Annotated in this window: 19 protein-coding genes; 16 read left to right on the top strand and 3 right to left on the bottom strand. The window is 74.4% G+C overall.

The annotated features are described in order from the left end of the window. Window positions 1-41 precede the first annotated feature (41 nt). Genes AVL62_RS17105 through AVL62_RS10555 form a run of 3 tightly spaced genes read right to left on the bottom strand, consistent with a single transcriptional unit; the run spans window position 42 to window position 4,598 of the window. Complete coding sequence (locus AVL62_RS17105) at window positions 42-2,363, bottom strand: transglutaminaseTgpA domain-containing protein (RefSeq protein WP_153011755.1); 2,322 nt, start codon at window positions 2,361-2,363, stop codon at window positions 42-44. After that, window positions 2,360-3,604: a DUF58 domain-containing protein gene (locus AVL62_RS10560; protein ID WP_058891582.1), complete on the bottom strand. Its 1,245-nt coding sequence runs from the start codon at window positions 3,602-3,604 to the stop codon at window positions 2,360-2,362. Before AVL62_RS10560 ends, AVL62_RS17105 begins: the two co-directional genes overlap by 4 nt. 16 nt (window positions 3,605-3,620) lie before the next feature. After that, window positions 3,621-4,598 carry an AAA family ATPase gene (locus tag AVL62_RS10555; RefSeq protein WP_058891581.1) on the bottom strand — a complete coding sequence of 326 codons (978 nt, stop codon included), beginning with the start codon at window positions 4,596-4,598 and terminating at the stop codon, window positions 3,621-3,623. A 374-nt stretch (window positions 4,599-4,972) separates the two neighbouring features. On the opposite strand from AVL62_RS10555, the gene mraZ reads away from it, so the two are divergent. The 16 genes from mraZ to AVL62_RS10475 all read left to right on the top strand — a co-directional run bounded on the left by mraZ (window position 4,973) and on the right by AVL62_RS10475 (window position 21,795). Next, the gene (gene mraZ / locus AVL62_RS10550) at window positions 4,973-5,407 is read left to right on the top strand and encodes a division/cell wall cluster transcriptional repressor MraZ (RefSeq protein WP_083518871.1); all 435 of its coding nucleotides are present in this window, start codon (window positions 4,973-4,975) and stop codon (window positions 5,405-5,407) included. 171 nt (window positions 5,408-5,578) lie between these two features. Next, the gene (gene rsmH / locus AVL62_RS10545) at window positions 5,579-6,592 is read left to right on the top strand and encodes a 16S rRNA (cytosine(1402)-N(4))-methyltransferase RsmH (RefSeq protein WP_058891580.1); all 1,014 of its coding nucleotides are present in this window, start codon (window positions 5,579-5,581) and stop codon (window positions 6,590-6,592) included. Continuing rightward, window positions 6,589-7,041 carry a hypothetical protein gene (locus AVL62_RS10540; protein ID WP_058891579.1) on the top strand — a complete coding sequence of 151 codons (453 nt, stop codon included), beginning with the start codon at window positions 6,589-6,591 and terminating at the stop codon, window positions 7,039-7,041. The genes rsmH and AVL62_RS10540 overlap by 4 nt, the downstream gene beginning before the upstream one ends. Before the next feature lie 15 nt (window positions 7,042-7,056). After that, window positions 7,057-8,970: a peptidoglycan D,D-transpeptidase FtsI family protein gene (locus AVL62_RS10535; protein WP_153011754.1), complete on the top strand. Its 1,914-nt coding sequence runs from the start codon at window positions 7,057-7,059 to the stop codon at window positions 8,968-8,970. Further along, window positions 8,967-10,421: a UDP-N-acetylmuramoyl-tripeptide--D-alanyl-D-alanine ligase gene (locus tag AVL62_RS10530; protein ID WP_058891577.1), complete on the top strand. Its 1,455-nt coding sequence runs from the start codon at window positions 8,967-8,969 to the stop codon at window positions 10,419-10,421. Before AVL62_RS10535 ends, AVL62_RS10530 begins: the two co-directional genes overlap by 4 nt. Continuing rightward, complete coding sequence (gene mraY, locus AVL62_RS10525; RefSeq protein ID WP_058891576.1) at window positions 10,421-11,536, top strand: phospho-N-acetylmuramoyl-pentapeptide-transferase; 1,116 nt, start codon at window positions 10,421-10,423, stop codon at window positions 11,534-11,536. The genes AVL62_RS10530 and mraY overlap by 1 nt, the downstream gene beginning before the upstream one ends. Continuing rightward, window positions 11,533-13,086: a UDP-N-acetylmuramoyl-L-alanine--D-glutamate ligase gene (gene murD, locus AVL62_RS10520; RefSeq protein WP_058891575.1), complete on the top strand. Its 1,554-nt coding sequence runs from the start codon at window positions 11,533-11,535 to the stop codon at window positions 13,084-13,086. Before mraY ends, murD begins: the two co-directional genes overlap by 4 nt. Further along, complete coding sequence (gene ftsW / locus AVL62_RS10515) at window positions 13,083-14,414, top strand: putative lipid II flippase FtsW (protein WP_083518870.1); 1,332 nt, start codon at window positions 13,083-13,085, stop codon at window positions 14,412-14,414. The genes murD and ftsW overlap by 4 nt, the downstream gene beginning before the upstream one ends. Next, complete coding sequence (gene murG, locus AVL62_RS10510) at window positions 14,411-15,526, top strand: undecaprenyldiphospho-muramoylpentapeptide beta-N-acetylglucosaminyltransferase (protein ID WP_235585656.1); 1,116 nt, start codon at window positions 14,411-14,413, stop codon at window positions 15,524-15,526. The genes ftsW and murG overlap by 4 nt, the downstream gene beginning before the upstream one ends. Then, on the top strand, window positions 15,523-17,028 hold the full coding sequence (murC, locus tag AVL62_RS10505) for a UDP-N-acetylmuramate--L-alanine ligase (RefSeq protein WP_058891574.1): 1,506 nt from the start codon (window positions 15,523-15,525) through the stop codon (window positions 17,026-17,028). Before murG ends, murC begins: the two co-directional genes overlap by 4 nt. Further along, complete coding sequence (locus AVL62_RS10500; RefSeq protein WP_083518869.1) at window positions 17,025-17,819, top strand: cell division protein FtsQ/DivIB; 795 nt, start codon at window positions 17,025-17,027, stop codon at window positions 17,817-17,819. Before murC ends, AVL62_RS10500 begins: the two co-directional genes overlap by 4 nt. A 126-nt stretch (window positions 17,820-17,945) precedes the next feature. Then, complete coding sequence (gene ftsZ, locus AVL62_RS10495) at window positions 17,946-19,247, top strand: cell division protein FtsZ (RefSeq protein WP_058891572.1); 1,302 nt, start codon at window positions 17,946-17,948, stop codon at window positions 19,245-19,247. Window positions 19,248-19,312: 65 nt separating this feature from the next. Continuing rightward, entirely contained in the window at window positions 19,313-20,122 is an 810-nt protein-coding gene (locus AVL62_RS10490) for a polyphenol oxidase family protein (protein WP_058891571.1), read from the top strand. Beyond that, the gene (locus AVL62_RS10485) at window positions 20,119-20,865 is read left to right on the top strand and encodes a YggS family pyridoxal phosphate-dependent enzyme (protein ID WP_058891570.1); all 747 of its coding nucleotides are present in this window, start codon (window positions 20,119-20,121) and stop codon (window positions 20,863-20,865) included. The genes AVL62_RS10490 and AVL62_RS10485 overlap by 4 nt, the downstream gene beginning before the upstream one ends. Before the next feature lie 64 nt (window positions 20,866-20,929). Then, on the top strand, window positions 20,930-21,445 hold the full coding sequence (locus tag AVL62_RS10480; RefSeq protein ID WP_058891569.1) for a cell division protein SepF: 516 nt from the start codon (window positions 20,930-20,932) through the stop codon (window positions 21,443-21,445). A 65-nt stretch (window positions 21,446-21,510) separates the two neighbouring features. Continuing rightward, window positions 21,511-21,795 carry a YggT family protein gene (locus AVL62_RS10475; RefSeq protein ID WP_058891568.1) on the top strand — a complete coding sequence of 95 codons (285 nt, stop codon included), beginning with the start codon at window positions 21,511-21,513 and terminating at the stop codon, window positions 21,793-21,795. Window positions 21,796-21,922 lie beyond the last annotated feature (127 nt).

Genomic DNA, 21,922 nt, shown 5'->3' with positions numbered 1-21,922 from the left:
CCGGGCGCCACCCCGCGGCCCCGGTCACCCCGGCCGGCGGGTCAGCGACGCAGGAGGCGCCGCACGCCCGCGCGCATCCCCGCCACCCCGCTGCCCGGGAGCAGGGCGGCGTTGACCCGCTGGTTCCAGGGGGAGGTATGCCGTACCTCGTCCACCACGGTCCGCACGTCCTCGCTCATCTGGTGCGCTTCGTCCTCGCCGAGGGAGCCGGGAGCGGCATACCGGGAGCGTTCGAGGGTGGCGACCGCCCGTCCCAGCGCGCGGTCGCCGGTCTCCTCCATCGTGGTGCCGCCGAGGTAGTGCCGGCGCATGCTCCGCGGGCTGCGCTCCGGCGGCGTGGCGACGCCGAGGTCGCTCAGCGACCGGGTCAGCAGCTGCCACTCGCCCTCGATGCGCTCGGACGCGGTGGTGGCCGAGCGCACCCCGGCCTCGCGGTGCCGGCGCCCAGCCCACGGCAGCACCGTCGCGAGGGCCCCGAGCAGCAGCAGCGCCAGCAGGGTGCGCAGCAGGGTCGGCAGGAGGTCGCCCAGCCGGTCGAGCAGGGTGGGGTCGCCGGGGGCGGGGGCCGCCGTGGGCTCGGGGGTGGGGGTGATCTCCTGGGGCACCTCGGAGGTGCTGGGGGCGGCGTCGCCCTCGTCGGTGGACCGGGCGTAGGCCGGCGGGGTGCCGGCGCGCACGCCCGGGGTCGGCTCGAAGCGGGTCCACCCCAGCCCGTCGATCCACAGCTCGGGCCAGGTGTGGGCGTCGGCGGCGATGATCTGCCGGGACCCGTCCTGCTGCGGGGTGCCGGGGAGGAAGCCGACGGCCATGCGCGCGGGGATGCCCTCGTGCCGCGCCATCATGACCATCGCCGTGGCGAACTGCACGCAGTAGCCCTGCCGCGTCTCGAGGAAGCCGCCGATCGGGTCGTCGGCCCCGGCCTCGGCGGCGGGCTCCAGCTCCAGGGAGTACTGGTAGTCGCCCTCGCTGCGCAGGTGCCCCTGGATGAGGACGGCCGCCTGGAGCGCGTTGTCCTCCTCGCCGACCACCTCGTCGGCGAGCGCGGAGACGGCGTCCTGCGAGACCTCGTCCACGGCCAGCAGGTCCTCGTCGAAGTCGTCCGCCGACGCCGGCTGGTCGCCGACACCGTCCGGGAGCTGGCCCCCGACGTCGATGGTGAGGTAGTCGGCGTCGTAGCGCGGGCTCTGGCCCTGCAGGACGACGGTGGCGTCCTCGGGGTCGTAGCGGTAGCCGGCGTCCTGCAGCTCCAGGGCGGTGAGCAGGGGAGGCACGGCCAGGTGGGGCGGCTCCAGCACGTTGTCGAGGACCTGGAACTCGGACTCGCCGACGGGGACGCCCTCGCCGAGCCCCGGAGGGTCGGGGATGGGTGCGCCCTGGGGGAGGAGGGCCGAGGTGAGCCGTTCGGGAGCGACCCACCGGCCGTCCTCGAAGCGCTCGGTGGCGGTGACGCGCAGCGGTTGCAGACTGATGGCGTCGGTGCGGTAGCTGAGGACCGGTGCCTGCGACTGGTTGCGCAGGTCCTGGCCCGGGTCCATGGTCTCGGTGAAGGAGACGTCCCCGGCGTCGGCGTCGATGTCGCGGGCGTCCGGGTTGCGGGCCAGCCCGTCCCCGAGGAAGGTCGGCGGCAGGTGCGGCAGGAAGGCGGCGCCCAGCACGGCCGCCACGACGGTGAGGGCGCCGACCAGCTGAGCCAGGCCGCGGTAGGTGCGTGGACCCTCGGACACGTCACCGGCGCCGCGGGACTCGCGCCGGCCCGCGGAGGGCCAGGACAGGGACAGCCGCCGCCCCTGCTGGGCGAGCATGAGGAGCCACATGACGAGCACCGCGGCGAAGTACCACGGCTCCATGGCCTGCCCGGTGTTGGAGACCGAGACCAGGAACCCCGCGACGAGGGGTATGCCGGCGCTCGCCGGGGCGCGTCCGGTCACCCCCATCGAGTCGACCGAGACCGCGGTCAGGGTGAGGACCGCGACGACGAGGAACGAGACGCCCTGGGTGGTCGGGGCGGGGGCGGCATACGTCTGCAGCACGGTGCCGGCCTGGGCCAGCAGGGCGCCGACCATCTCCAGCGTCTCGCGGGTGGGCAGCACCCCGCGCCACAGCGTGTCCCGCAGGTAGATGACGGCCAGCCCGCCCAGGCCGAGCACGAGCTGGCCCAGCGCGACCAGCGTCGGCGGCGTGTCGAGGGAGCGGAGCACCGCGCCGCCGAGGGCGACGAGGAGCACCATGGTCACACCGGGGGCGAGCCAGCTGCCCTCCCGGAGCAGGTCGGTCAGCGGCCACGCGACGGTCAGCGTGGCGAGGGCTGCGACGAACCCTTCGGCCCACAGCCCCCGGGACACCCAGTCGCGGTCGTCGTTCACGCCGACCTCCCGACCGCGGTGGCGCGCAGCGAGGTCCACGCCTCGGGTATGCCGGTGTGCGGGCCCACGGTCACCGTGCGCCACCCGGCCTCGGCGAGGACCCCGGTGGGGGCGTCCTCGGTCGACGGCCCGCCGAAGCGGGCCGGGTCCAGGACGAAGGCCAGGGCCCGCGAGCCGGGCTGGCGGATGGAGGCGAGGGTGCGCAGCTCCCGGTCGTCGTGCGCGACGACCGCGGCGACCAGGAGCACCCCGCCGGAGCTGAACGAGGAGGCGGCGGCGGAGAGGCGGTCGAGCCGCGCGTCGGGCTCGGGCTGGACCCGGGCGAGGGCGTCCATCGCCGGGCCGAGCTCGACGGGGTGCTGGGCCGTGCCGTCCCGGAGGGCGACATCGGTGAGCAGGTGGACGACGAACCCGTCGGCCACGAGGTGGCGCGCGACGGACGCCAGGGCGCTCACCGACCACTCGTAGGACGGGCGCATCCCCGAGCCGGGATGGGCCTGCGCCCGGGAGTCCAGCAGCAGCACGGCCCGGCGACGGGCCGGACGGTCCTCCTGGCGGACCATGAGCTCGCCCCGGTGCGCCGTCGCCGGCCAGTGGACGCGCCGCAGCTCGTCGCCGTCGCGGTAGGTGCGGATGCTGACGTCGTCCTCGCCGTGCAGCGCGATCATCTGGGGCTGCTCGCCCTCGCTGCCCCGCGAGCTGCCGCGCATCCGGTCCTCGCCCAGGCCGACGACCCGCGGCAGGACCAGCAGCTCGGTGCGCGAGGCCAGCTGCAGGGTGCGGAAGGTCAGCCCGAAGGGGTCGCGCTGCCGGAGCACGATGGGCCCCAGCGCGTAGGCGCCGCGGTGCCGCGAACGGACTGAGTAGTGCAGCCGGCGCTCCTCCCCGGTGACCATGCGGGGCAGGATGTAGCGCGGGCGGTCGCCCAGCTGGTAGTCGAGGTGCTCCTCGGCGAGGTAGACCGCGGAGCGGGGACCGAGGTTGCGGAAGCGCACCTCGACCTCTCCGCGCTCCTCGGGGACGAGCCGCGGCGGGTCGACCTCGCGGGTCACGGTCATGCGGGGGGCACGCCGGGGCATGAGGACCAGCACGAGGACGGGCAGGGCCACCAGGGCCAGTCCGATCCGGGTGACGTCCTCGTAGCCCAGGACGACGCCGGCGCCGACCATGAGCAGGCCGAGCACGAGGAACGCCTTGCCCCTCGTCGTCAGCGCTCCCCACGGGCCGGTGGAGTGCGTCATCGGTGGCGGCCCAGCCTCATCGGCCGGAGGGGACGGTGGTGCGCTCGACGAGGTCGCGCACGATGTCGGCGGTGCTGCGGTGGGCCAGCGAGGCCTCGCCGGTCGGGAGCACCCGGTGGGCGAGCACCGGCACCGCCATCGCCTGCACGTCCTCGGGCAGGACGTGGTCGCGGCCGGCCAGCGCGGCGTGGGCGCGGGCGGCGCGCAGGAGCTGCAGCCCCGCCCGGGGCGAGGCCCCCAGCCGGAGCATGCGGTGCGCGCGGGAGGCCGACATGAGCTCCACGACATACTGCCGCAGCGCCGTGGAGATGTGCAGCCCGCGCACGTTGTCGATCTGCTGCTCCACGTCGGCCGCCGTCGTGACGGGGTGCAGGCCCTCCAGGGGACTGACCGACCCGTGCGTCTCGAGCATCGCCATCTCCGAGCTCGCCGACGGGTAGCCCATGGAGATGCGCGCCATGAAGCGGTCCCGCTGGGCCTCGGGCAGGGGGTAGGTGCCCTCCATCTCGATGGGGTTCTGGGTGGCCATGACGAGGAAGGGCCGCGGGAGCGGGTAGGTCTGCCCGTCGACCGTGACCTGCCGCTCCTCCATCGACTCCAGCAGCGCCGACTGCGTCTTGGGCGAGGCGCGGTTGATCTCGTCCCCCACGACGACGTTGGCGAAGATGGCCCCGCGGCGGAACTCGAACTCGCGGGTGTCCTGGTTGAAGACGCTGACCCCGGTGATGTCGCTGGGCAGCAGGTCGGGGGTGAACTGCACCCGGCTCACCCGGCAGTCGATGGCCCGCGCCAACGCCTTGGCCAGCATGGTCTTGCCCACGCCCGGGACGTCCTCGACCAGGAGGTGCCCCTCGGCCAGCAGGGCGGTCACCGCGGTGGCGACCGCCTCGTCCTTGCCCTCGATGACGGTCGCGATGGCCCGGTGCACGGCCCCGGCGACGGACCGCACGGCCTCCAGGTCGACGGTGTCGGGCGCGGGCGAGATGGCAGACATGACCCCGATCTTGCCAAACGTCGTGTCGGGCCGCGCCGCCGTCCCGCACCAGGAGGCCGGCGGACCCCGTCCCTCCACTTCCCCCCACCGGCGGCGCGGGAGCGAGCCCCGGGCGGCCCCTCCCGCTGCGCGATGGGTGGCTGCACCCCCCTGACCTGCACCGATGTCACCGACCGGCGTGACGTCGGCGGGGCATCACACCGCGACGCCCGAGTCCGGCCCGTTCGGCCCCCCACCGCGCACCACCGCCTCTGACCTGCGACGTTGGCGAAAGATGTGGCACGATGAGGCCGGTTTGCTGGCCTGAGTGGGGCGAAGTGGAGTAGAGTGGGGACACTTGGAGACGCCGGCCGATCGACCGAAGGGGTGGTGACGTGCTCTTCCTCGGCACCTACACGCCCCGCCTCGACGACAAGGGCCGGATGATCCTGCCGGCGAAGTTCCGTGAGCGGCTGGCCGGAGGGCTCGTCATCACGCGGGGGCAGGAGCACTGCCTCTACGTCTTCACCCAGGCCGACTTCGAGCGCCTCGTCCAGCAGTGGCAGGACAGCCCCACCTCCTCCAAGACGGTCCGCGACTACCAGCGCTTCTTCCTGTCCGGCGCCTCGGACGAGATCCCCGACAAGCAGGGTCGCGTCACCGTGCCGCCGCTGCTGCGCTCCTACGCCGGCCTGACGGGGGAGTGCACCGTCATCGGGGCGGGCAACCGGCTGGAGGTCTGGGACTCCCGGGCCTGGGCGGCCTACACCGAGGAGCACGAGGACTCCTTCGCTGACCTGTCCGAGGAGGTGGTCCCCGGACTCATGTGACCGCGCGCGACCGCACCCTGGCCTCCCCCCGTCCGACGTCGCCCCGGCTCCTCTTCCCCGGAGCCGGGACCACACCCTCGACCCGACCCGACTTCCCCCGGGCCGGGAGGGGCGGACGGTGGGGGACCAGGGACCGGCCACCGCCGTCACCGCGACCAGGGACCGACCGTCATGGCAGCAGAGACCCCGCGTGAGACGCAGGACAGGCACGTGCCGGTCCTGCTGCAGCGGTGCGTCGAGCTGCTCGCCCCGGCCCTGCAGCACGAGGGCGCGGTCTACGTCGACGGCACCCTGGGCCTGGGTGGGCACACCGAGGCGCTGCTGCGGGCGTGCCCGGGAGCCCGGGCCGTCGGCATCGACCGCGACCCGCAGGCCCTGGCCCTCGCGAGCGAGCGGCTGGCGGGCTTCGGCGACCGCTTCCTGCCCGTCCACGCCGTGAGCGACGACCTCCCGTCCATCCTGGCCGAGGTCGGGGTCGACGGGGCCGACGCCGTCCTCTTCGACCTGGGGGTCTCCTCGCTGCAGCTGGACGAGCTGGAGCGCGGCTTCGCCTACCGCGCCGACGCCCCGCTGGACATGCGGATGGACCAGTCGGTCCCCGGCACCGCCGCCGACGTGCTCAACACCTACGACGTCCGCGACCTCACCCGGATCCTGCGCGACTACGGCGAGGAGCGCTTCGCCCGGCCGATCGCCCGCGCCGTCGTGCGCCGTCGGGAGGAGGAGCCGTTCACGACGTCCGGCCCGCTGGTGCAGCTGCTGCACGACGTCGTCCCGGCCGCGTCGCAGCGCAGCGGGGGCCACCCCGCCAAGCGCACCTTCCAGGCGCTGCGGATCGAGGTCAACGCCGAGCTGTCGACCTGGCGCGAGGGGCTCGCCGCGGCGCTGCGCGCGCTGGTGACCGGCGGCCGGATCGCGGTCCTGTCCTACCACTCCCTCGAGGACCGCATCACTAAGCAGGGGCTGGCCGCGGGGGCGACCAGCTCGGCCCCGCCCGACCTCCCGTTCGAGCTGCCCGAGCACCAGCCCTGGCTGCGCCTGCTGACCCGGGGGGCCGAGCGCGCCGACGCCCAGGAGCAGGAGTCCAACCCCCGGTCCGCCTCGGTGCGCCTGCGCGCCGCCGAACGCCTCCGCGCCACCACCGACCAGCCCGCCCGCACCCGCGAGGAGCCCTCGACGCCATGAGCCAGATGACCATCTCCAGCCGCATCGGTCGGATCACCCCGGCCCGTCCCGGAGGCAGCGTCCGTGCCCGCGCCGTGGACGCCGCACCCGTGTCCACCAGCAACGGGTTCCGGCTGCTGTGCGTCCTCCTCGTCGCGCTGACCTTCACCGCCGTGCTGCTGCTCAACACGGTCCGCGCCGAGGGGTCCTACGTCCTCAGCTCCCTGGAGGTCGAGGCCACGGCCCTGCACGACGAGAAGGTCACCCTGGCCGACGAGCTCGAGAGCAAGGGGTCCTCGGAGAGCCTGGCGCGCGCCGCGACCAAGCTCAAGATGGTCCCCTCGACCTCCACCGCCACCCTGCGCCTGTCCGACGGGTCCATCACCGGCGTGGCGTCCAAGGTGGACGGTTCGCGCACGCTTACCGTTGATCTGCCCTCGACGGGCACGGCTCTGGCGAAGGACGACTGACAAGGGGTGAGCACCGTGGCACGACCGCGCACCGGCCATCGCTCCCCGTCCGCCCCAGCCGTCGCAGCCGGCGTCGCCCACCCGGCCCGGCGCGCCCGCGCCCTCATGCTGGGGGTGCTCATCGTCCTCAGCCTCTTCGCCGCCCAGCTGGTGCGGCTGCAGGGGCTCGACGCGGCGAGCGTCTCCGCGGCCGCCCTGGGGGAGCGGCTGCAGTCCCGCACGATCCCCGCCGCCCGCGGGAGCATCACCGACGTCGACGGCGACGTCCTCGCCGTCAGCGTCGAGCGGCGCCGCATCGTGGCCGACCCCACCCTCGTCGTGGACTACACGCGCACGGAGCAGGCCCCGGACGGCTCCCGCCAGGTCGTGGGGACCGGGTATGCCGCGGCCGCCCAGGTCGTGTCCGAGATCACCGGGGCCGACCAGGCCGACGTGCTCCGCCGGCTGGTCGACCCGCTGGGCGAGCAGTACGCCGTCCTCGTCCCCGACGCCTCCCCGCAGGAGTGGCAGGAGATCAAGGCCGCCAACGTCCGCGGGGTCTCCAGCGAGGAGCTGATGCGCCGCGAGTACCCCCTGGGCGAGGCCGCCGCGCCCCTCCTGGGCTGGATCGGCTCCGGGGAGATGGCCGCCGGCGGGATCGAGCTGGTCAAGGACGAGGAGCTGACCGGCGAGCCGGGGGAGGCGCTCTTCGAGATCGGTCAGGACGGCCAGCGGATCAGCACCGGGGTCTACGAGGAGGACCCGGCCCGACCGGGCCAGGACCTCCGCCTGACCATCGACGCCGACCTGCAGTGGCGCGCCTACGACGCGGTCCGCACGCGGGTGAAGGAGGCCGGGGCGCTCTCCGGCTACGCCGCGGTCATGGACGTCGAGACCGGGCAGCTGCGAGCCCTGACGAGCTACCCCGGCTTCGACCCCTCGCAGAGCACGCAGGACGCCGCGGACATGCGCAACGCCGCCGTGGAGGACGTCTACGAGCCCGGGTCGACCTCCAAGCTCATCACCGCCGCCGCCGCCCTCGAGGAGGGCATCGTGGAGCCGGACACCCCGATCGAGGTGCCGGTGACCATGAGCCGGGCCGGGACCCGCTTCAAGGACGCCGAGCCGCACCCGATCGAGTACCTCACCTTCGGGGGTGTGCTGGCCAAGTCCTCGAACATGGGCACGATCCTCTACGGCGAGAAGCTCAGCGACCAGCAGATCTACGACTGGATGCGCCGCTTCGGCATCGGCGACCGGACCGGCCTGGGCCTGCCCGGGGAGTCCGCCGGCCTGGTGCCCGAGCCCTCGACGTGGAGCGCGACCACGCGCTACACCTTCATGTTCGGCCAGGGCCTCTCCGGCACGCTGCTGCAGCAGATGGGGGTCTTCCAGACCATCGCCAACGACGGCCTCCGGGTGCACCCGAGCATCATCGCCGGCACGGTGGACGAGGAGGGGCGCTACACCGAGGAGGAGCCGGTGGCGGCGCAGGAGGACGAGCGCGTCATCAGCGAGGAGACGGCCCAGAGCCTGACCGAGATCATGCAGCAGGTCCCGTCCACCGGGGGCACCGCACCGCTCGCGGCGGTCCCCGGCTACCACGTCGCCGGCAAGACCAGCACGGCGTCCCGGATCGACCCGGAGACCGGTCGCTACGACGGCAGCGTGACCTCCTCCTTCATGGGCTTCGCGCCGGCCGACGACCCGAAGTACGTCGTGGCCGTCGTCATCCAGCGCCCCACCCGGATCAGCGAGTTCGGTGGGGTCGTCGCCGGTCCGGTGTTCGCCGACCTCATGCGCTACGCGCTGCAGCAGGAGGGCATCGCCCCGGCGAGCACGCCACCCGCGGAGTTCGACATCGAGTTCGACCCCGAGGAGCCGGTGCCCGGCCAGAAGGGTGTCACACTGGGAGACCTCGCCATCAAGGACGAAAGGACCGATGGGTGATCCCCCTGAGCCTCGGTGAGGTCGCTCGCCTGACCGGTGGCCGGGTGCACCCAGGGTCCCCCGAGGACGCCTCCGTGCGGATCACCGGCCCGGTGGTCACCGACTCCCGCGAGGTGCTCCCCGGCGGCCTCTACGTCGCCCGGCGCGGGGAGAGCGCCGACGGGCACGACTTCGTCGCCGGTGCCGCGGAGCGCGGCGCGGTGGGGGCGCTCACCAACCGTCCGGTAGACGGCCTGCCGTGCGTGGTCGTGCAGGAGGACCCGGCTCGCCTCTCCGAGCGCCCCGACCGGCCGCCCTACGACGCCGTCACCCGGGCCTTCGCCGCCCTCGCCCGCGAGGTGCACGACCGCTGCGCCGCGCACGGCGGGCTGCGCACCGTGGCCATCACCGGTTCCTCGGGCAAGACGTCCACCAAGGACCTCATGGCCCAGGTGCTGCAGGGGCTGGGGCCGACGCTGGCTCCCGAGGCGTCCTACAACTCCGAGGTCGGGCTGCCCCTGACCGTGTGCCGGCTGACCGAGGAGACGGCCTACCTCGTGGCGGAGATGGGCGCCTCGGGTGCTGGCCACATCGCCCACCTCACCCAGGTGGCCCCGCCGCTGGTCTCGGTGGTCCTCAACGTCGGCAGCGCCCACCTCGGCGAGTTCGGGTCGCGCGAGGCCATCGGGCGGGCCAAGTCCGAGATCGTGGCCGCCCTGCCCGAGGGTGGCCTGGCCGTGCTCAACGCCGACGACGACGTCGTCCGCGCGATGGCGGACGTCGCGGCGCGGGCCGGCGCGCGCACCCTGCTCGTCGGGCTCGCCCCTGACGCCGAGGTCCGTGCCGAGCAGGTCACCCTGGACCCCCTCGGCCGCGCCTCGTTCCTGCTCAAAGCCCCCGGCGGGGTGGCCGAGCCGGTGACGCTGCAGCTCGCGGGCGAGCACCAGGTGGGCAACGCCCTCGCCGTCGCCGCGGTCGCCGCCGAGTGGGGTATGCCGTGGCGCGAGGTCGCGGCCGCCCTGGGCGCCGCCACGGCGCGCTCCCGGTGGCGGATGGAGGTCACCGAGCGCCCCGACGGCGTCACCGTCGTCAACGACGCCTACAACGCCAACCCCGAGTCGATGCGGGCCGCGCTGCGCGCCCTGGCGGCGATGCGCCGCCCCGGGGGTCGCGCCGTGGCCGCCGTCGGCGGCATGCTGGAGCTCGGCGCCGACAGCGACCTCGAGCACGAGCGCGTCGGCGCGCTGGCGGCCGACCTCGGGGTGGACGAGCTGGTCGTCGTGGGACCGGTCGCCGGACCGGCGGCGACGGCATACCTCGCCGCCGGGGGGAGCAGGGCGACCACCCTGACCGACCGGCACGAGGCGCTGGGGCACCTGCGCGGGACGCTGCGCCCCGGGGACGTCGTGCTCCTCAAGAGCAGCCGCGACTCCGGGCTCCGCCTGCTCGGCGACGAGCTGGTGGTCGGCTGATGGTCAACGTCCTGCTCGCCGGCGCGGTCGCCATGGTCTTCTCGCTCTTCGGCACCCCGCTGTTCATCCGCTTCCTCGTGCGCCGCGGCTACGGCCAGTTCATCCGCGACGACGGCCCCACCTCCCACCACACCAAGCGCGGGACACCCACCATGGGCGGCGCCGTCATCATCGGCGCCACCGTGGCCGGGTACGTCGTCTCGCACCTGCTCCTCATCCTGCTCGACGTCACCGGCATCCTCGAGGTCACCCACTCGCGGTTCAGCCTCAGCGCCCTGCTCGTGCTCTTCCTCATCACCGGTCTGGGCTTCATCGGATTCCTGGACGACTACACCAAGATCTCCAAGCAGCGCAGCCTCGGGCTCACCTCGGCGGAGAAGCTCACCGGCCAGACCGTGGTCGCCATCGTGTTCGCCCTGGCCGCGCTGCTGCTCGAGGGCGACAGCACCCGTGCCCCGGCGTCCACCGCGATCTCCTTCGTCCGGGACACCGCGGTCGACCTGGCCTTCGCCGGCCCCGTCCTCGGCGTGATCCTCTTCATCCTGTGGGCCAACGTGCTCATCGCGGGCGCGTCCAACGGCGTCAACCTCACCGACGGGCTGGACGGGCTGGCGACGGGTGCCTCGGTCATGGTGTTCGCCGCCTACTCGGTCATCGGCATCTGGCAGTACAACCAGAACTGCCAGCTGGCCCCGGGGCCCAACTGCTACGACGTCCGGGACGCGCTCGACCTGGCCGTCGTCGCCTGCTCCGTCGCCGGCGCCTGCTTCGGCTTCCTGTGGTGGAACGCCTCGCCCGCCAAGATCTTCATGGGCGACACCGGCTCGCTCGCCCTCGGGGGCGGGCTCGCCGGGCTGGCCATCACCACCCGCACGGAGCTGCTGCTGGCGGTGCTCGGCGGGCTGTTCGTCATGATCACGCTCTCGGTCATCATCCAGGTGGCCAGCTTCAAGCTCACCCGCAAACGGGTCTTCCGGATGGCGCCGCTGCAGCACCACTTCGAGCTGCTCGGCTGGGCCGAGGTGACCATCGTCATCCGCTTCTGGATCATCGCGGGCATCTGCGTCGCGGTGGGCCTGGGACTGTTCTACGGCGAGTGGGTGGCGAACCTGTGAGCACCGACCTCGACGAGCTCACCCACCGGGATGCCGACTGGAGCGGGCTGCGCGCCCTCGTCACCGGCCTGGGCGTGACCGGCTTCGCGGCGGCGGACGCGCTGCTGCAGCACGGCGCGCGGGTGACCGTGCTCGACGCCGGCAACGACACCGAGAAGCAGGACACCCAGGCCGGGATCCTCGGGATCCTCGGTGCGGACGTCCGCCGCGGCGCGGAGCACGTGACCGGCTGGCCGCAGGACGGTCAGGACGGGCCCCACGGCCAGGGGAAGGTAGTGCCGCTCGACGTCGACGTGGTGGTGACCTCACCGGGCTGGCCCCCGCACCACCCGGTCCTGGCGGCGGCGCTGGAGCGCGGCATACCCGTCTGGAGCGAGATCGAGCTGGCGTGGCGCCTGCGCCCGCGGGTGGGGGCCGCGCCCTGGCTCGTGGTGACCGGCACCAACGGCAAGACGTCCACCGTCCAGCTGCTCACCTCGATGCTGCAGGCGGCCGGCCTGCGGGCCATCGCGACCGGCAACGTCGGCACCCCGGTGCTCGACGCGGTCCAGCACCCCGACCCCTACGACATCGTGGCCGTCGAGCTGTCCAGCTTCCAGCTGCACTTCACCCACAGCATGAGCCCGCTCGCCTCCTGCGTGCTCAACCTCGCGCCGGACCACGTCGACTGGCACGGGTCGCTGGAGGCGTACGCCGCGGACAAGGCGAGGATCTACGAGCGCACCCAGGTGGCGTGCGTCTACAACGTCCAGGACCCCCGGACCGAGGAGATGGTCGAGCAGGCCGAGGTCGTGGACGGGTGCCGGGCCATCGGGTTCACCCTCGGCACGCCGGGGCTGTCGATGCTGGGGCTCGTTGACGACGTCCTCGCGGACCGGGCCTTCGTCGAGGAGCGGCGCACCTCGGCCGCCGAGCTCGGGACCCTGGCCGACCTGGCGCGGGCCTCCGGCGGCGACGGCTCGGCCGCGCCCCCGCCGCACCTCGTGGCCAACGCCCTCGCGGCGGCCGCCCTGGCGCGCGCCGCCGGCGTCACGCCGGCCGCGGTCCGCGAGGGCCTGCGCAGGTTCCGCTCGGACGCCCACCGGATGAGCGTCGTCGCCGAGCACGAGGGGGTGACCTGGGTCGACGACTCCAAGGCCACCAACCCGCACGCCGCCCTCGCCGCGCTGCGCTCCTACCCCCACCTCGTCTGGGTGGCCGGTGGCCAGCTCAAGGGCGCCGAGGTCGACGAGCTGGTCGCGGAGGTGGCCCCCCGGCTGCGGGCGGTGGTGCTGCTCGGGAGCGACCGGGAGCTCATCGCGCAGGCGCTGGCCCGACACGCGCCCGAGGTCCCGGTCCACGACGCCGGCGTCACCGACCATGGGGACATGGCTGCGCTGGACCGGGTGATGGACGACGTCGTGGCCCGGTGCGCCGCCCTGGCCCGCCCGGGCGACGTGGTCCTGCTCTCGCCCGCCGCGGCCTCGCTCGACATGTTCCCCAGCTACGGCAGCCGGGGCGACACCTTCGCCGGTGCCGTCCGCCGGCACCTGGGAGGGCCGACGTCGTGACGACGACCCTGGACCGGCCCCGCGGCTCGTCCTCCCGCGGGGGGAGCGAGGAGACCGGCTGGAGCCTGCAGTCGGTGGGTGCCTGGCTGCGCTCACCGGTCGCGCCCTACTACCTGGCCCTGGTGTCGGCCTCGGTGCTCACCGGGCTGGGCCTGGTCATGGTGCTCTCCGCCTCCAGCGTCGGGTCCTACCGCGAGAGCGGCAGCTCCTACACCGTCTTCCTCAACCAGCTGGTCTTCGGCTCGGTCGGCATCGTGCTCGCGGTCATCGGCTCACGGGTCCCGGTGGGCCTGTGGAAGAGGCTCGCGTGGCCCGGCGTGTTCCTCGCCCTGGCGCTGCAGGTCGCGGTCTTCACCCCCCTCGGGATGGACTTCCAGGGCAACCGCAACTGGATCTCCTTCGGAGGGTTCTCGCTGCAGCCCTCCGAGTTCGGCAAGGTCGCCCTCGTCGTCTTCGGCGCCGCCGTGCTCGCCGCCAAGCGGCGGGTCATCCACAAGCCCGTCCACGCCGCGGTCCCGCTCGTCTTCCCCTTCGGCATGCTGCTCGTGGGTCTGGTGCTGCAGGGTCACGACCTCGGCACGGGCATGATCATGCTCGCCATCGTCGCGGGCCTGCTCTGGGCGGCGGGGCTGCCGGCGCGGTGGTTCGTCGGGCTCGGTGCCGTGGCCTCGGTCGGCGTGGCGGTCCTCGCGGCCGGCAGCGCCAACCGGATGCAGCGCATCCAGACGTGGATCGGTGGCATCTGCGACAGCCCGCACGTCGCAGGCTGCTACCAGAAGGTCCACGCCGAGTACGCCCTCGCCGACGGCGGCTGGTGGGGTCTGGGGCTCGGGGAGTCCCGGGAGAAGTGGGGCATCCTGCCCGAGCCGCACAACGACTTCATCCTGGCCATCATCGGCGAGGAGCTCGGCCTGCCCGGCAGCCTGGCGGTGCTCGCGCTCTTCGCGGTCCTGGCCTACTCCTGCTTCCGGGTGATCACCCAGGCCGAGGACGGCTTCACCCGCCTGGCGGCAGCCGGGATCATGGTGTGGTTCCTCAGCCAGGCGCTCATCAACATCGGCTCGGTCATCGGGATGCTGCCCATCATCGGGGTCCCGCTGCCCCTGGTCTCCAGCGGCGGGTCCGCCCTCATCGCCGCGCTCATCGGCATCGGTCTGCTGCTCTCCCTCGCCCGCTCGCTCCCGGGGGCCGAGGAGACGCTGCGCGGGCGCACCGGGACGCTGCGGCGCACCCTGGCCGCCGTCCCCGGTGCCCGCGGCTCGCGGCGTCGGCCGGCCACCCCGGCAGCCCGGGGCAGGCGCGCCCGGGCGCAGGGCGGGCGGCGGTGAAGACGCCGGACCGCAGCGGGGTGCGCGTCGTGCTGGCCGGTGGGGGGACCGCCGGTCACGTCCTCCCGCTGCTGGCGACCGGTGACGCGCTGCGCCGGCGGGTGCCCGACGCGGACATCCGGGTGCTGGGGACCGCGGAGGGTCTGGAGGCACGCCTGGTGCCCGAGCGGGGCTACCCGCTCGTCGTCGTGCCCAAGGTGCCCTTCCCCCGCCGTCCCGACGCCCGCGCCCTGCGCTTCCCCGGGGCCCTGCGCCGAGCGGTCGCGACGGCGGCGGGGGCGATCCGGGACAGCGACGCCCAGGTCGTCGTGGGCTTCGGCGGCTACGTCGCCACCCCGGCCTACCTCGCGGCCCGCCGGGCCGGGGTGCCGATCGTCCTGCACGAGCAGAACGCCCGGCCCGGGCTGGCGAACCGGCTGGGGGCCCGCTTCACCGCGCGGGTGGCCACGACCTTCGCCTCCACAGAGCTCCCGCACGCGGTGCGGGTGGGGTTGCCGCTGCGCGAGGAGATCCGCACCCTGGACCGGGAGGTGCTCGCCGGGGCGGCACGTGCCGAGTTCGGTCTGGACGAGGGTCGTCCCACGCTCCTCGTCTTCGGCGGCTCGCTGGGGGCACAGCGGCTCAACGAGGCGGTGGCCGGGGCGGGCCAGGACCTGCTGGCCGCCGGGGTCCAGGTGCTGCACCTCACCGGCGCGGGCAAGGAGGTGGCGGTCCCTGCTCAGGACCCCCGCACCGGCGCCCGCTACCTCGCCCTGCCCTACACCGACCGGATGGACCTCGCCTACGCCGTCGCCGACCTCGCGCTCTGCCGGGCCGGTGCGGGCACCGTCTGCGAGCTGGCCGCCGTCGGGCTCCCGGCCGTCTACGTCCCGCTGCCCATCGGCAACGGCGAGCAGCGCCTCAACGCCCGCGAGGTCGTCGAGGCCGGCGGTGGGCTGCTCGTCGAGGACGCGCAGGTCGACCCTGGCTGGATCCGCACCGTCGCGCTCCCGCTGCTCCAGGACGGACGGCGGCTGGAGGCCATGGCCGCGGCGGCGGCCGAGCACGGGGACCGGGACGCCGCCGACCGGCTGGTCGACCTCGTCCTCGAGGCGGCAGGTGGTCAGCGGTGAGCGCGGCGCGCTTCGACTTCACCGCCCCCGTCCCGAGAGCCGAGGAGCTCGGGCCGGTGCACGTCATCGCCATCGGCGGCTCCGGCGTCTCCGGGGTGGCCCGCCTGTTCCTCTCCCTCGGGGTCCGGGTGTCCGGCTCGGACCAGCGCGACAGCCCGACGCTGCGCTCGCTGGAGGAGGCCGGGGCCCGGGTCCACGTCGGCCACGACCCGGCGCACCTCGGTGACGCCCGCACGGTGGTCGTCTCTGGGGCGGTCCGCGAGGACAACCCCGAGCTCGCCGCCGCGCGCGCCGCCGGGCTGACCGTCCTCCACCGCGCCCAGGGGATCGCCGCGTTCCTGCACGGGCGCCCCGCGGTGGCGGTCGCCGGCGCCAACGGCAAGACCACGACGAGCGCACTGACCTCGGCGGCCCTCCAGGCCGCGGGCGCGGACCCGGGTTACGTCCTGGGGGCGCCGCTGGCCAGCACCGGCGTCAGCGCCGCCCCGGGGGCGCCGGGCGCCCCGGTCGTCGTCGAGGCGGACGAGAGCGACGGCAGCTTCCTCACCTACCGACCCCAGGTCGCGGTGGTGACCAACGTCCAGCCCGACCACCTCGACCACTACGGCGACGTGGCCGCCGTCGAGGCGGCATACCGTGACTTCGTCGGCACCGTCCCCCGCGACGGCCTGCTGGTCACCACGCTGGACGACCCGGGTGCCGCGCGGCTGGCCGCGCACGCCCGTGCGTCCGGGCTGCGGGTCGTGACGTGGGGCACCGAGGGCGCCGACGTGCTCGTCGACGACGTGCGCTCGGAGGGCACGAGCGCCTCGGGCACCGTGGTGGTCGGCCCGGGCGTGCCCGGGCTCGAGGAGGGCACCACGGTGCGGCTGCACCTGCCGGCGCCGGGGGAGCACACCGTGCACAACGCGGTCGCGGCGCTGCTCGCGGCCACCGTCGGTCTGGGCCTGCCGCTGGGCGCGGTCGTCGACGGGCTGGAGCGCTTCGCCGGGGTCCACCGCCGCTTCGAGCGGGTCGGGGCCGTGGACGGGGTCGAGGTCGTCGACGACTACGCGCACAACGCCCCCAAGGTCGCGGCCCTCGTCCGGGCCGCCCGCAGCGCGGCCGCCGGGCGTCGCCTGGTCGTCGCCTTCCAGCCGCACCTGTTCTCCCGGACGCGCGACTTCGCACCCGGCTTCGTCGAGGGGCTCGCCGGGGCCGATGTCGTGGTCCTGCTGCCGGTGTATGCCGCCCGCGAACGACAGGAGGACCACCCCGGGGTGACCTCCGGCCTGCTCGCGAGCGGCCTGCGGGCGCACGCCGCTGCGCCCCGGGTGATCGAGGTGGGGTCGGTCCGGGCGGCCGCCCCCGCGCTGGTCGAGGTGGTCGGCGACGGCGTCGAGTCGTTGGTCGTCACCGTCGGGGCCGGTGACGTGACCGGCGTGGGCGGCGAGCTGCTCGACCTGCTGGGGCGCCGGGGCGCCGTGACGGCGCCGCGCACGGTCGAGGAGGCAGGATCATGAGCGCGCGCCGGCCACGACGCCGACCGGCCGCCCGCCGGGCAGGAGGCTCGGTCCGGGCGCGCCGCGTCGGCCTCGGTCGTCGGGCGATGCTGCTGTGGAGCGGCGGGGTGCTCGCCGCCGCAGCCGCGATGGTCTTCCTCTTCTACTTCTCGGTCGCCTTCGTCGTCGAGGACGTGCAGGTCGAGGGGGGCCGCGAGGACGTGGCGGCCAGCGCGCTGGAGAAGGCCCAGATCCCGCAGGGTCGCCCCCTGGCCCGGGTGTCGGAGGGACGCGTCAGCGAGCGGGTGCTCGCCGACCCCCGCATCGCCTCAGTGGAGGTGGAGCGCGACTGGCCCTCCTCGATCACCCTCGTGGTGACCGAGCGCGACCCGGCGCTGGCGCTGCGCGGGGCCGGGACCACCTGGCTCGCCGACGCCTCCGGGGTGCTCTACGAGCAGGTGGACCGGCCGAGCAAGAAGCTCCCGCTCATCGCGCTGCGCACCGACCCGACCGAGCTGGACCGGCGGACCGTGACCGGGCTGGCCGAGCTGTGGCGCACGCGCCCGGACCCGGACACCCTCGAGGGGGAGCTCGGCGCGCCCTCGGTGGACCGGGACGGCTCGGTCGAGATGGACCTGGGCCAGCTCACGCTGCGGTGGGGCACCCCGACGGACAACGAGAAGAAGTGGCACGTCGTCACCGCCCTGGTCGGTCAGGAGACCATCGACCCGCAGGGCGCGCTGGCGATGACCATCGACGTGCGGGTCCCCGGCACGCCGGTGGTCACCGGGCTTCCCGAGGCCACGGGCTGATGGACCCTCGACCTTCGACCTGAGGTCGAGGTTCATGCTGGGGGACGGGCTCTCCTCGCCCGCGTATGCTCGCGGCACGCACCGCAATCGATGCATCGCACCCGCACCCGTTCCGAAAGGTCCATCGTGTCCGCAGCGCAGAACTACCTGGCCGTCATCAAGGTCGTCGGCATCGGCGGAGGTGGCGTCAACGCCATCAACCGGATGATCGAGGTCGGCCTCAAGGGTGTCGAGTTCATCGCCATCAACACCGACGCCCAGGCCCTGCTCATGAGCGACGCGGACGTCAAGCTCGACGTGGGCCGGGAGCTCACCCGGGGGCTCGGTGCGGGCGCCGACCCGGAGGTCGGTCGCCGCGCGGCGGAGGACCACACCGAGGAGATCGAGGAGGCCCTGCGCGGGGCCGACATGGTCTTCGTCACCGCCGGGGAGGGCGGTGGCACGGGCACCGGGGGCGCCCCCGTGGTCGCCAAGATCGCCAAGAGCCTGGGTGCCCTCACCATCGGTGTGGTGACCCGGCCGTTCACCTTCGAGGGGCGGCGCCGCGCCAACCAGGCCGAGTCCGGCATCGCCACGCTGCGTGACGAGGTCGACACCCTCATCGTCATCCCCAACGACCGGCTGCTGTCGATCTCCGACCGCACGGTCTCGATGCTGGACGCCTTCCGCAGCGCCGACCAGGTGCTGCTCTCCGGTGTCCAGGGCATCACCGACCTCATCACCACGCCGGGCCTCATCAACCTCGACTTCGCCGACGTGAAGTCGGTCATGCAGGGGGCGGGGTCCGCCCTCATGGGCATCGGCTCGGCCAGGGGGGAGGACCGCGCGGTGCAGGCGGCCGAGCTGGCGATCTCCTCGCCGCTGCTCGAGGCGAGCATCGAGGGCGCCCACGGCGTCCTGCTGTCGGTCCAGGGCGGGTCGGACCTCGGCCTGTTCGAGATCAACGAGGCGGCCCGGCTGGTGCAGGAGGCCGCCCACCCGGAGGCCAACATCATCTTCGGCGCGGTCATCGACGACTCCCTCGGCGACGAGGTGCGGGTCACCGTCATCGCGGCCGGTTTCGACGGCGGTGCCCCGCAGGCCCGGGGCGAGGGCAACGACCGCGCGCTCGGCCAGGTGCACGCCGGCGGCACCAACCGCCAGCAGGCCCCGCAGGGGCAGCAGCGCCCCGCCGGAGGCCAGCAGCAGCCCCAGCAGCAGCGTCCGGCTCCCGAGCAGGGCGGTCAGCGTCCCGCGGGGCAGGGTGCCCCCGCCGACGCCGGCTCCCAGGGTGGGGGCCAGCAGGGCGGCCAGGGCGCGCCGCAGGGCGAGCCGGGAGGCGAGGACGACGACGTCGCGCAGCCGGTCCAGCGACCCGTGCAGCAGCCCCCGCGCCAGGTGACCTTCGAGGACTCCGACGACCTGGACGTGCCGGACTTCCTCAAGTGAGCTGACCGGCCCCTGCGGCGGGGCGCGCCCGGTACGGCCCGGACGCGCCCGATACCCTGCTGGGCGTGTTCACCTGGCGAGAGCGGCTCGACCCGACCGGCGACGGCTACGGGGTGGAGTGGGCCGTCACGGACCGGCACGGCGGGGCGAGCCAGGACGCCTACGCCTCCTTCAACCTCGGGGGTCACGTCGGTGACCTGCCGGAGGCGGTCGAGACCAACCGGCACCGGCTCGCCCACGAGCTGGGCCTGCGGGGGGCCGACCTGCGGCTCATGGACCAGCAGCACGGGTGCTCCGTCGCCCTGACCCCCTCCACCGGTGTCGCGGTCGGAGCAGGCGCGTCCAGGCCGCCGGCGACGGACCGCGGCGGCGAGACCCCCGCGCCGGCCGCCGACGCCCTGGTCTCCGACCGCACCGACGAGGCGCTCGTCGTCCTCGTCGCCGACTGCGTGCCGCTCCTGCTCGTCGACCGGACCGAGGGGCTCGCCGCCGCCGTCCACGCCGGCCGACCCGGGCTGCTCGCGGGCGTCGTCCCGGCCGCGCTGCGGGTGCTGGGCGAGCTGGGTGCGCGCCGGCTCGAGGCCGTGGTCGGACCGTCGGTGTGCCCGCGCTGCTACGAGGTGCCCCGGGAGCTGCGCGACGAGGCGGCCGCCCTGACGCCGTCCGCGGCCGCCGTCTCCTGGACCGGGACCCCCGCCATCGACGTCGCGTCGGGGGTGGTCCAGCAGCTCGCCGACAGCGACCTCGAGGTGAGCCTGCGGTGGCTGCCCGGCTGCACCCGCGAGCGGTCGGACCTCTACTCCTACCGCCGCGACGGCGCCACCGGCCGCTTCGCCGGGGTCGTGCGGCTGCTGCCGCCGGAGCAGGTGGCATGAGCACGAGCGGGGACCGCGCGGCCGAGCTGGCCTCCGCGCTCGAGGGGGTCCGCGGGCGCGTCGACGCCGCCTGCGCGGACGCCGGCCGGGAGGCGCGGCGACCGACCCTCGTCGTCGTGACGAAGTTCTTCCCCGGCAGCGACGTCGAGCTGCTGGCCGGCATGGGGGTCACCGACATCGGCGAGAGCCGCGAGCCGGAGGCGGGGGACAAGGTCGCCGGCCTGCCCGAGCAGGTGCGGGCCGACCTGCGCGTCCACTTCGTCGGCCAGCTCCAGACCAACAAGGCACGGCGCGTGGCCCGGTATGCCGACGTCGTCCAGTCGGTCGACCGGGCGCGGCTGGTCCGCGCGCTCGACCGCGGCCGGGCCGAGGCCGTCGACGACGGGGCCCGGGAGGGCCCGCTGGAGGTCCTCGTCCAGGTCGACCTCGGGCAGGGCGAGCAGGCGGGACGCGGCGGCGCGGCACCGGACGAGGTGGCGGCGCTGGCCGAGGACGTGGCCGCCGCGCGATGGCTGGAGCTGCGGGGCGTCATGGCGATCGCGCCGCGGGATCTCACCCCCGACGAGACCCGGCGGGCCTTCGACCGGCTCGTCGGGACGGGGGAGCAGCTGCGGCATACCCATCCGGGCGCCACCTGGGTCTCCGCCGGCATGAGCGGCGACCTCGAGGTCGCCGTCGCGGCGGGTGCGACACACCTGCGTGTCGGGAGCGCAATCCTCGGTTCGCGACCACCGCAGCGGTAGCGTCGTGCACGACCGATCCACCCACGGGAGCTACGTCCCGTCACGCACCTAGGAGCTCGCACACATGGCCGGGGCACTGCGCAAGACCATGGAGTACCTCGGACTCGCCGAGTCCGACGAGCGCTTCGACGACTACGACACCTACGCCGACGAGACGCCCGACCAGCGCTCCTCCGGTGCCAGCGTGCGTCAGCTGCGGGAGGACGACCACGGGACCGGTCAGCACGCCACGGTCGCCACGCTGCCCTCGAGCACCCCTGTGTCCCAGGTCGTCCGCGAGCCGGAGGTCGGCGAGTTGAACCGCATCACCACCATCCACCCGCGCACCTACAACGAGGCCAAGACGATCGGCGAGGCCTTCCGCGGCGGGGTGCCGGTCATCATGAACCTGTCCGACATGGACGACTCCGACGCCAAGCGGCTCGTCGACTTCGCCGCCGGCCTGGCCTTCGGTCTGCACGGGTCCATCGAGCGCGTGACGAGCAAGGTCTTCCTGCTGAGCCCGTCCTTCGTCGAGGTCGACGGAGGCGCGAGCGCCGAGCAGACGCGCGGCGTCCAGGGGCCCTTCAACCAGAGCTGACGTCCGACCGTGCCGCGGGCGGCCCGCAGCAGCCGACGCCCAGGTCGCCCACGTAGGCTGGCTCCATGATCGGCCAGATCCTCGCGCTCGTGCTCAACCTGTACTTCTTCGTGCTCATCGCCCGCCTGGTGTTCGACTGGGTGCAGGTCTTCGCCCGGGAGTGGCGACCCAAGGGCCCCGTCCTCGTCCTGGCCAACGGCGTCTACAGCCTCACCGACCCGCCCCTGCGGGCGCTGCGGCGGGTCATCCCGCCCCTGCGCCTCGGCGGGGTGGCCTTGGACCTCGGTTTCCTCGTGCTCATCATCGCGGTCGGCATCGGCCGTTCGCTGGCGCTCTCGCTGCCCTTCTGACCTGGGGCGATGCCCTGCGGCACGGCTGGTGGACTACCGGGCGACACGCCGACCGGGGCTGGTCGGTGCGTTAGAGTGCTCGCTGCAGTGCATGCCCGCACGCCATCGCCGCCGCCGTGACGCGGTG

This window comes from Serinicoccus chungangensis (assembly GCF_001483745.1).
Lineage (GTDB): Bacteria > Actinomycetota > Actinomycetes > Actinomycetales > Dermatophilaceae > Ornithinicoccus > Ornithinicoccus chungangensis_A.
The sequence above is the reverse complement of the archived record's forward strand: the minus strand, read 5'-3'. Positions and strand labels throughout refer to the sequence as shown.

Bases quoted from the DNA above. Each gene is read 5' to 3' on its own strand.
- mraY (WP_058891576.1), top strand. From the start codon at position 10,421: ATGGTCAACGTCCTGCTCGCCGGCGCGGTCGCCATGGTCTTCTCGCTC.
- AVL62_RS10485 (WP_058891570.1), top strand. From the start codon at position 20,119: ATGAGCACGAGCGGGGACCGCGCGGCCGAGCTGGCCTCCGCGCTCGAG.
- AVL62_RS10555 (WP_058891581.1), bottom strand. From the start codon at position 4,598: ATGTCTGCCATCTCGCCCGCGCCCGACACCGTCGACCTGGAGGCCGTG.
- AVL62_RS10500 (WP_083518869.1), top strand. From the start codon at position 17,025: ATGAGCGCGCGCCGGCCACGACGCCGACCGGCCGCCCGCCGGGCAGGA.
- AVL62_RS10540 (WP_058891579.1), top strand. From the start codon at position 6,589: ATGAGCCAGATGACCATCTCCAGCCGCATCGGTCGGATCACCCCGGCC.
- AVL62_RS10475 (WP_058891568.1), top strand. From the start codon at position 21,511: ATGATCGGCCAGATCCTCGCGCTCGTGCTCAACCTGTACTTCTTCGTG.
- AVL62_RS10480 (WP_058891569.1), top strand. From the start codon at position 20,930: ATGGCCGGGGCACTGCGCAAGACCATGGAGTACCTCGGACTCGCCGAG.
- AVL62_RS10560 (WP_058891582.1), bottom strand. From the start codon at position 3,604: ATGACGCACTCCACCGGCCCGTGGGGAGCGCTGACGACGAGGGGCAAG.
- rsmH (WP_058891580.1), top strand. From the start codon at position 5,579: ATGGCAGCAGAGACCCCGCGTGAGACGCAGGACAGGCACGTGCCGGTC.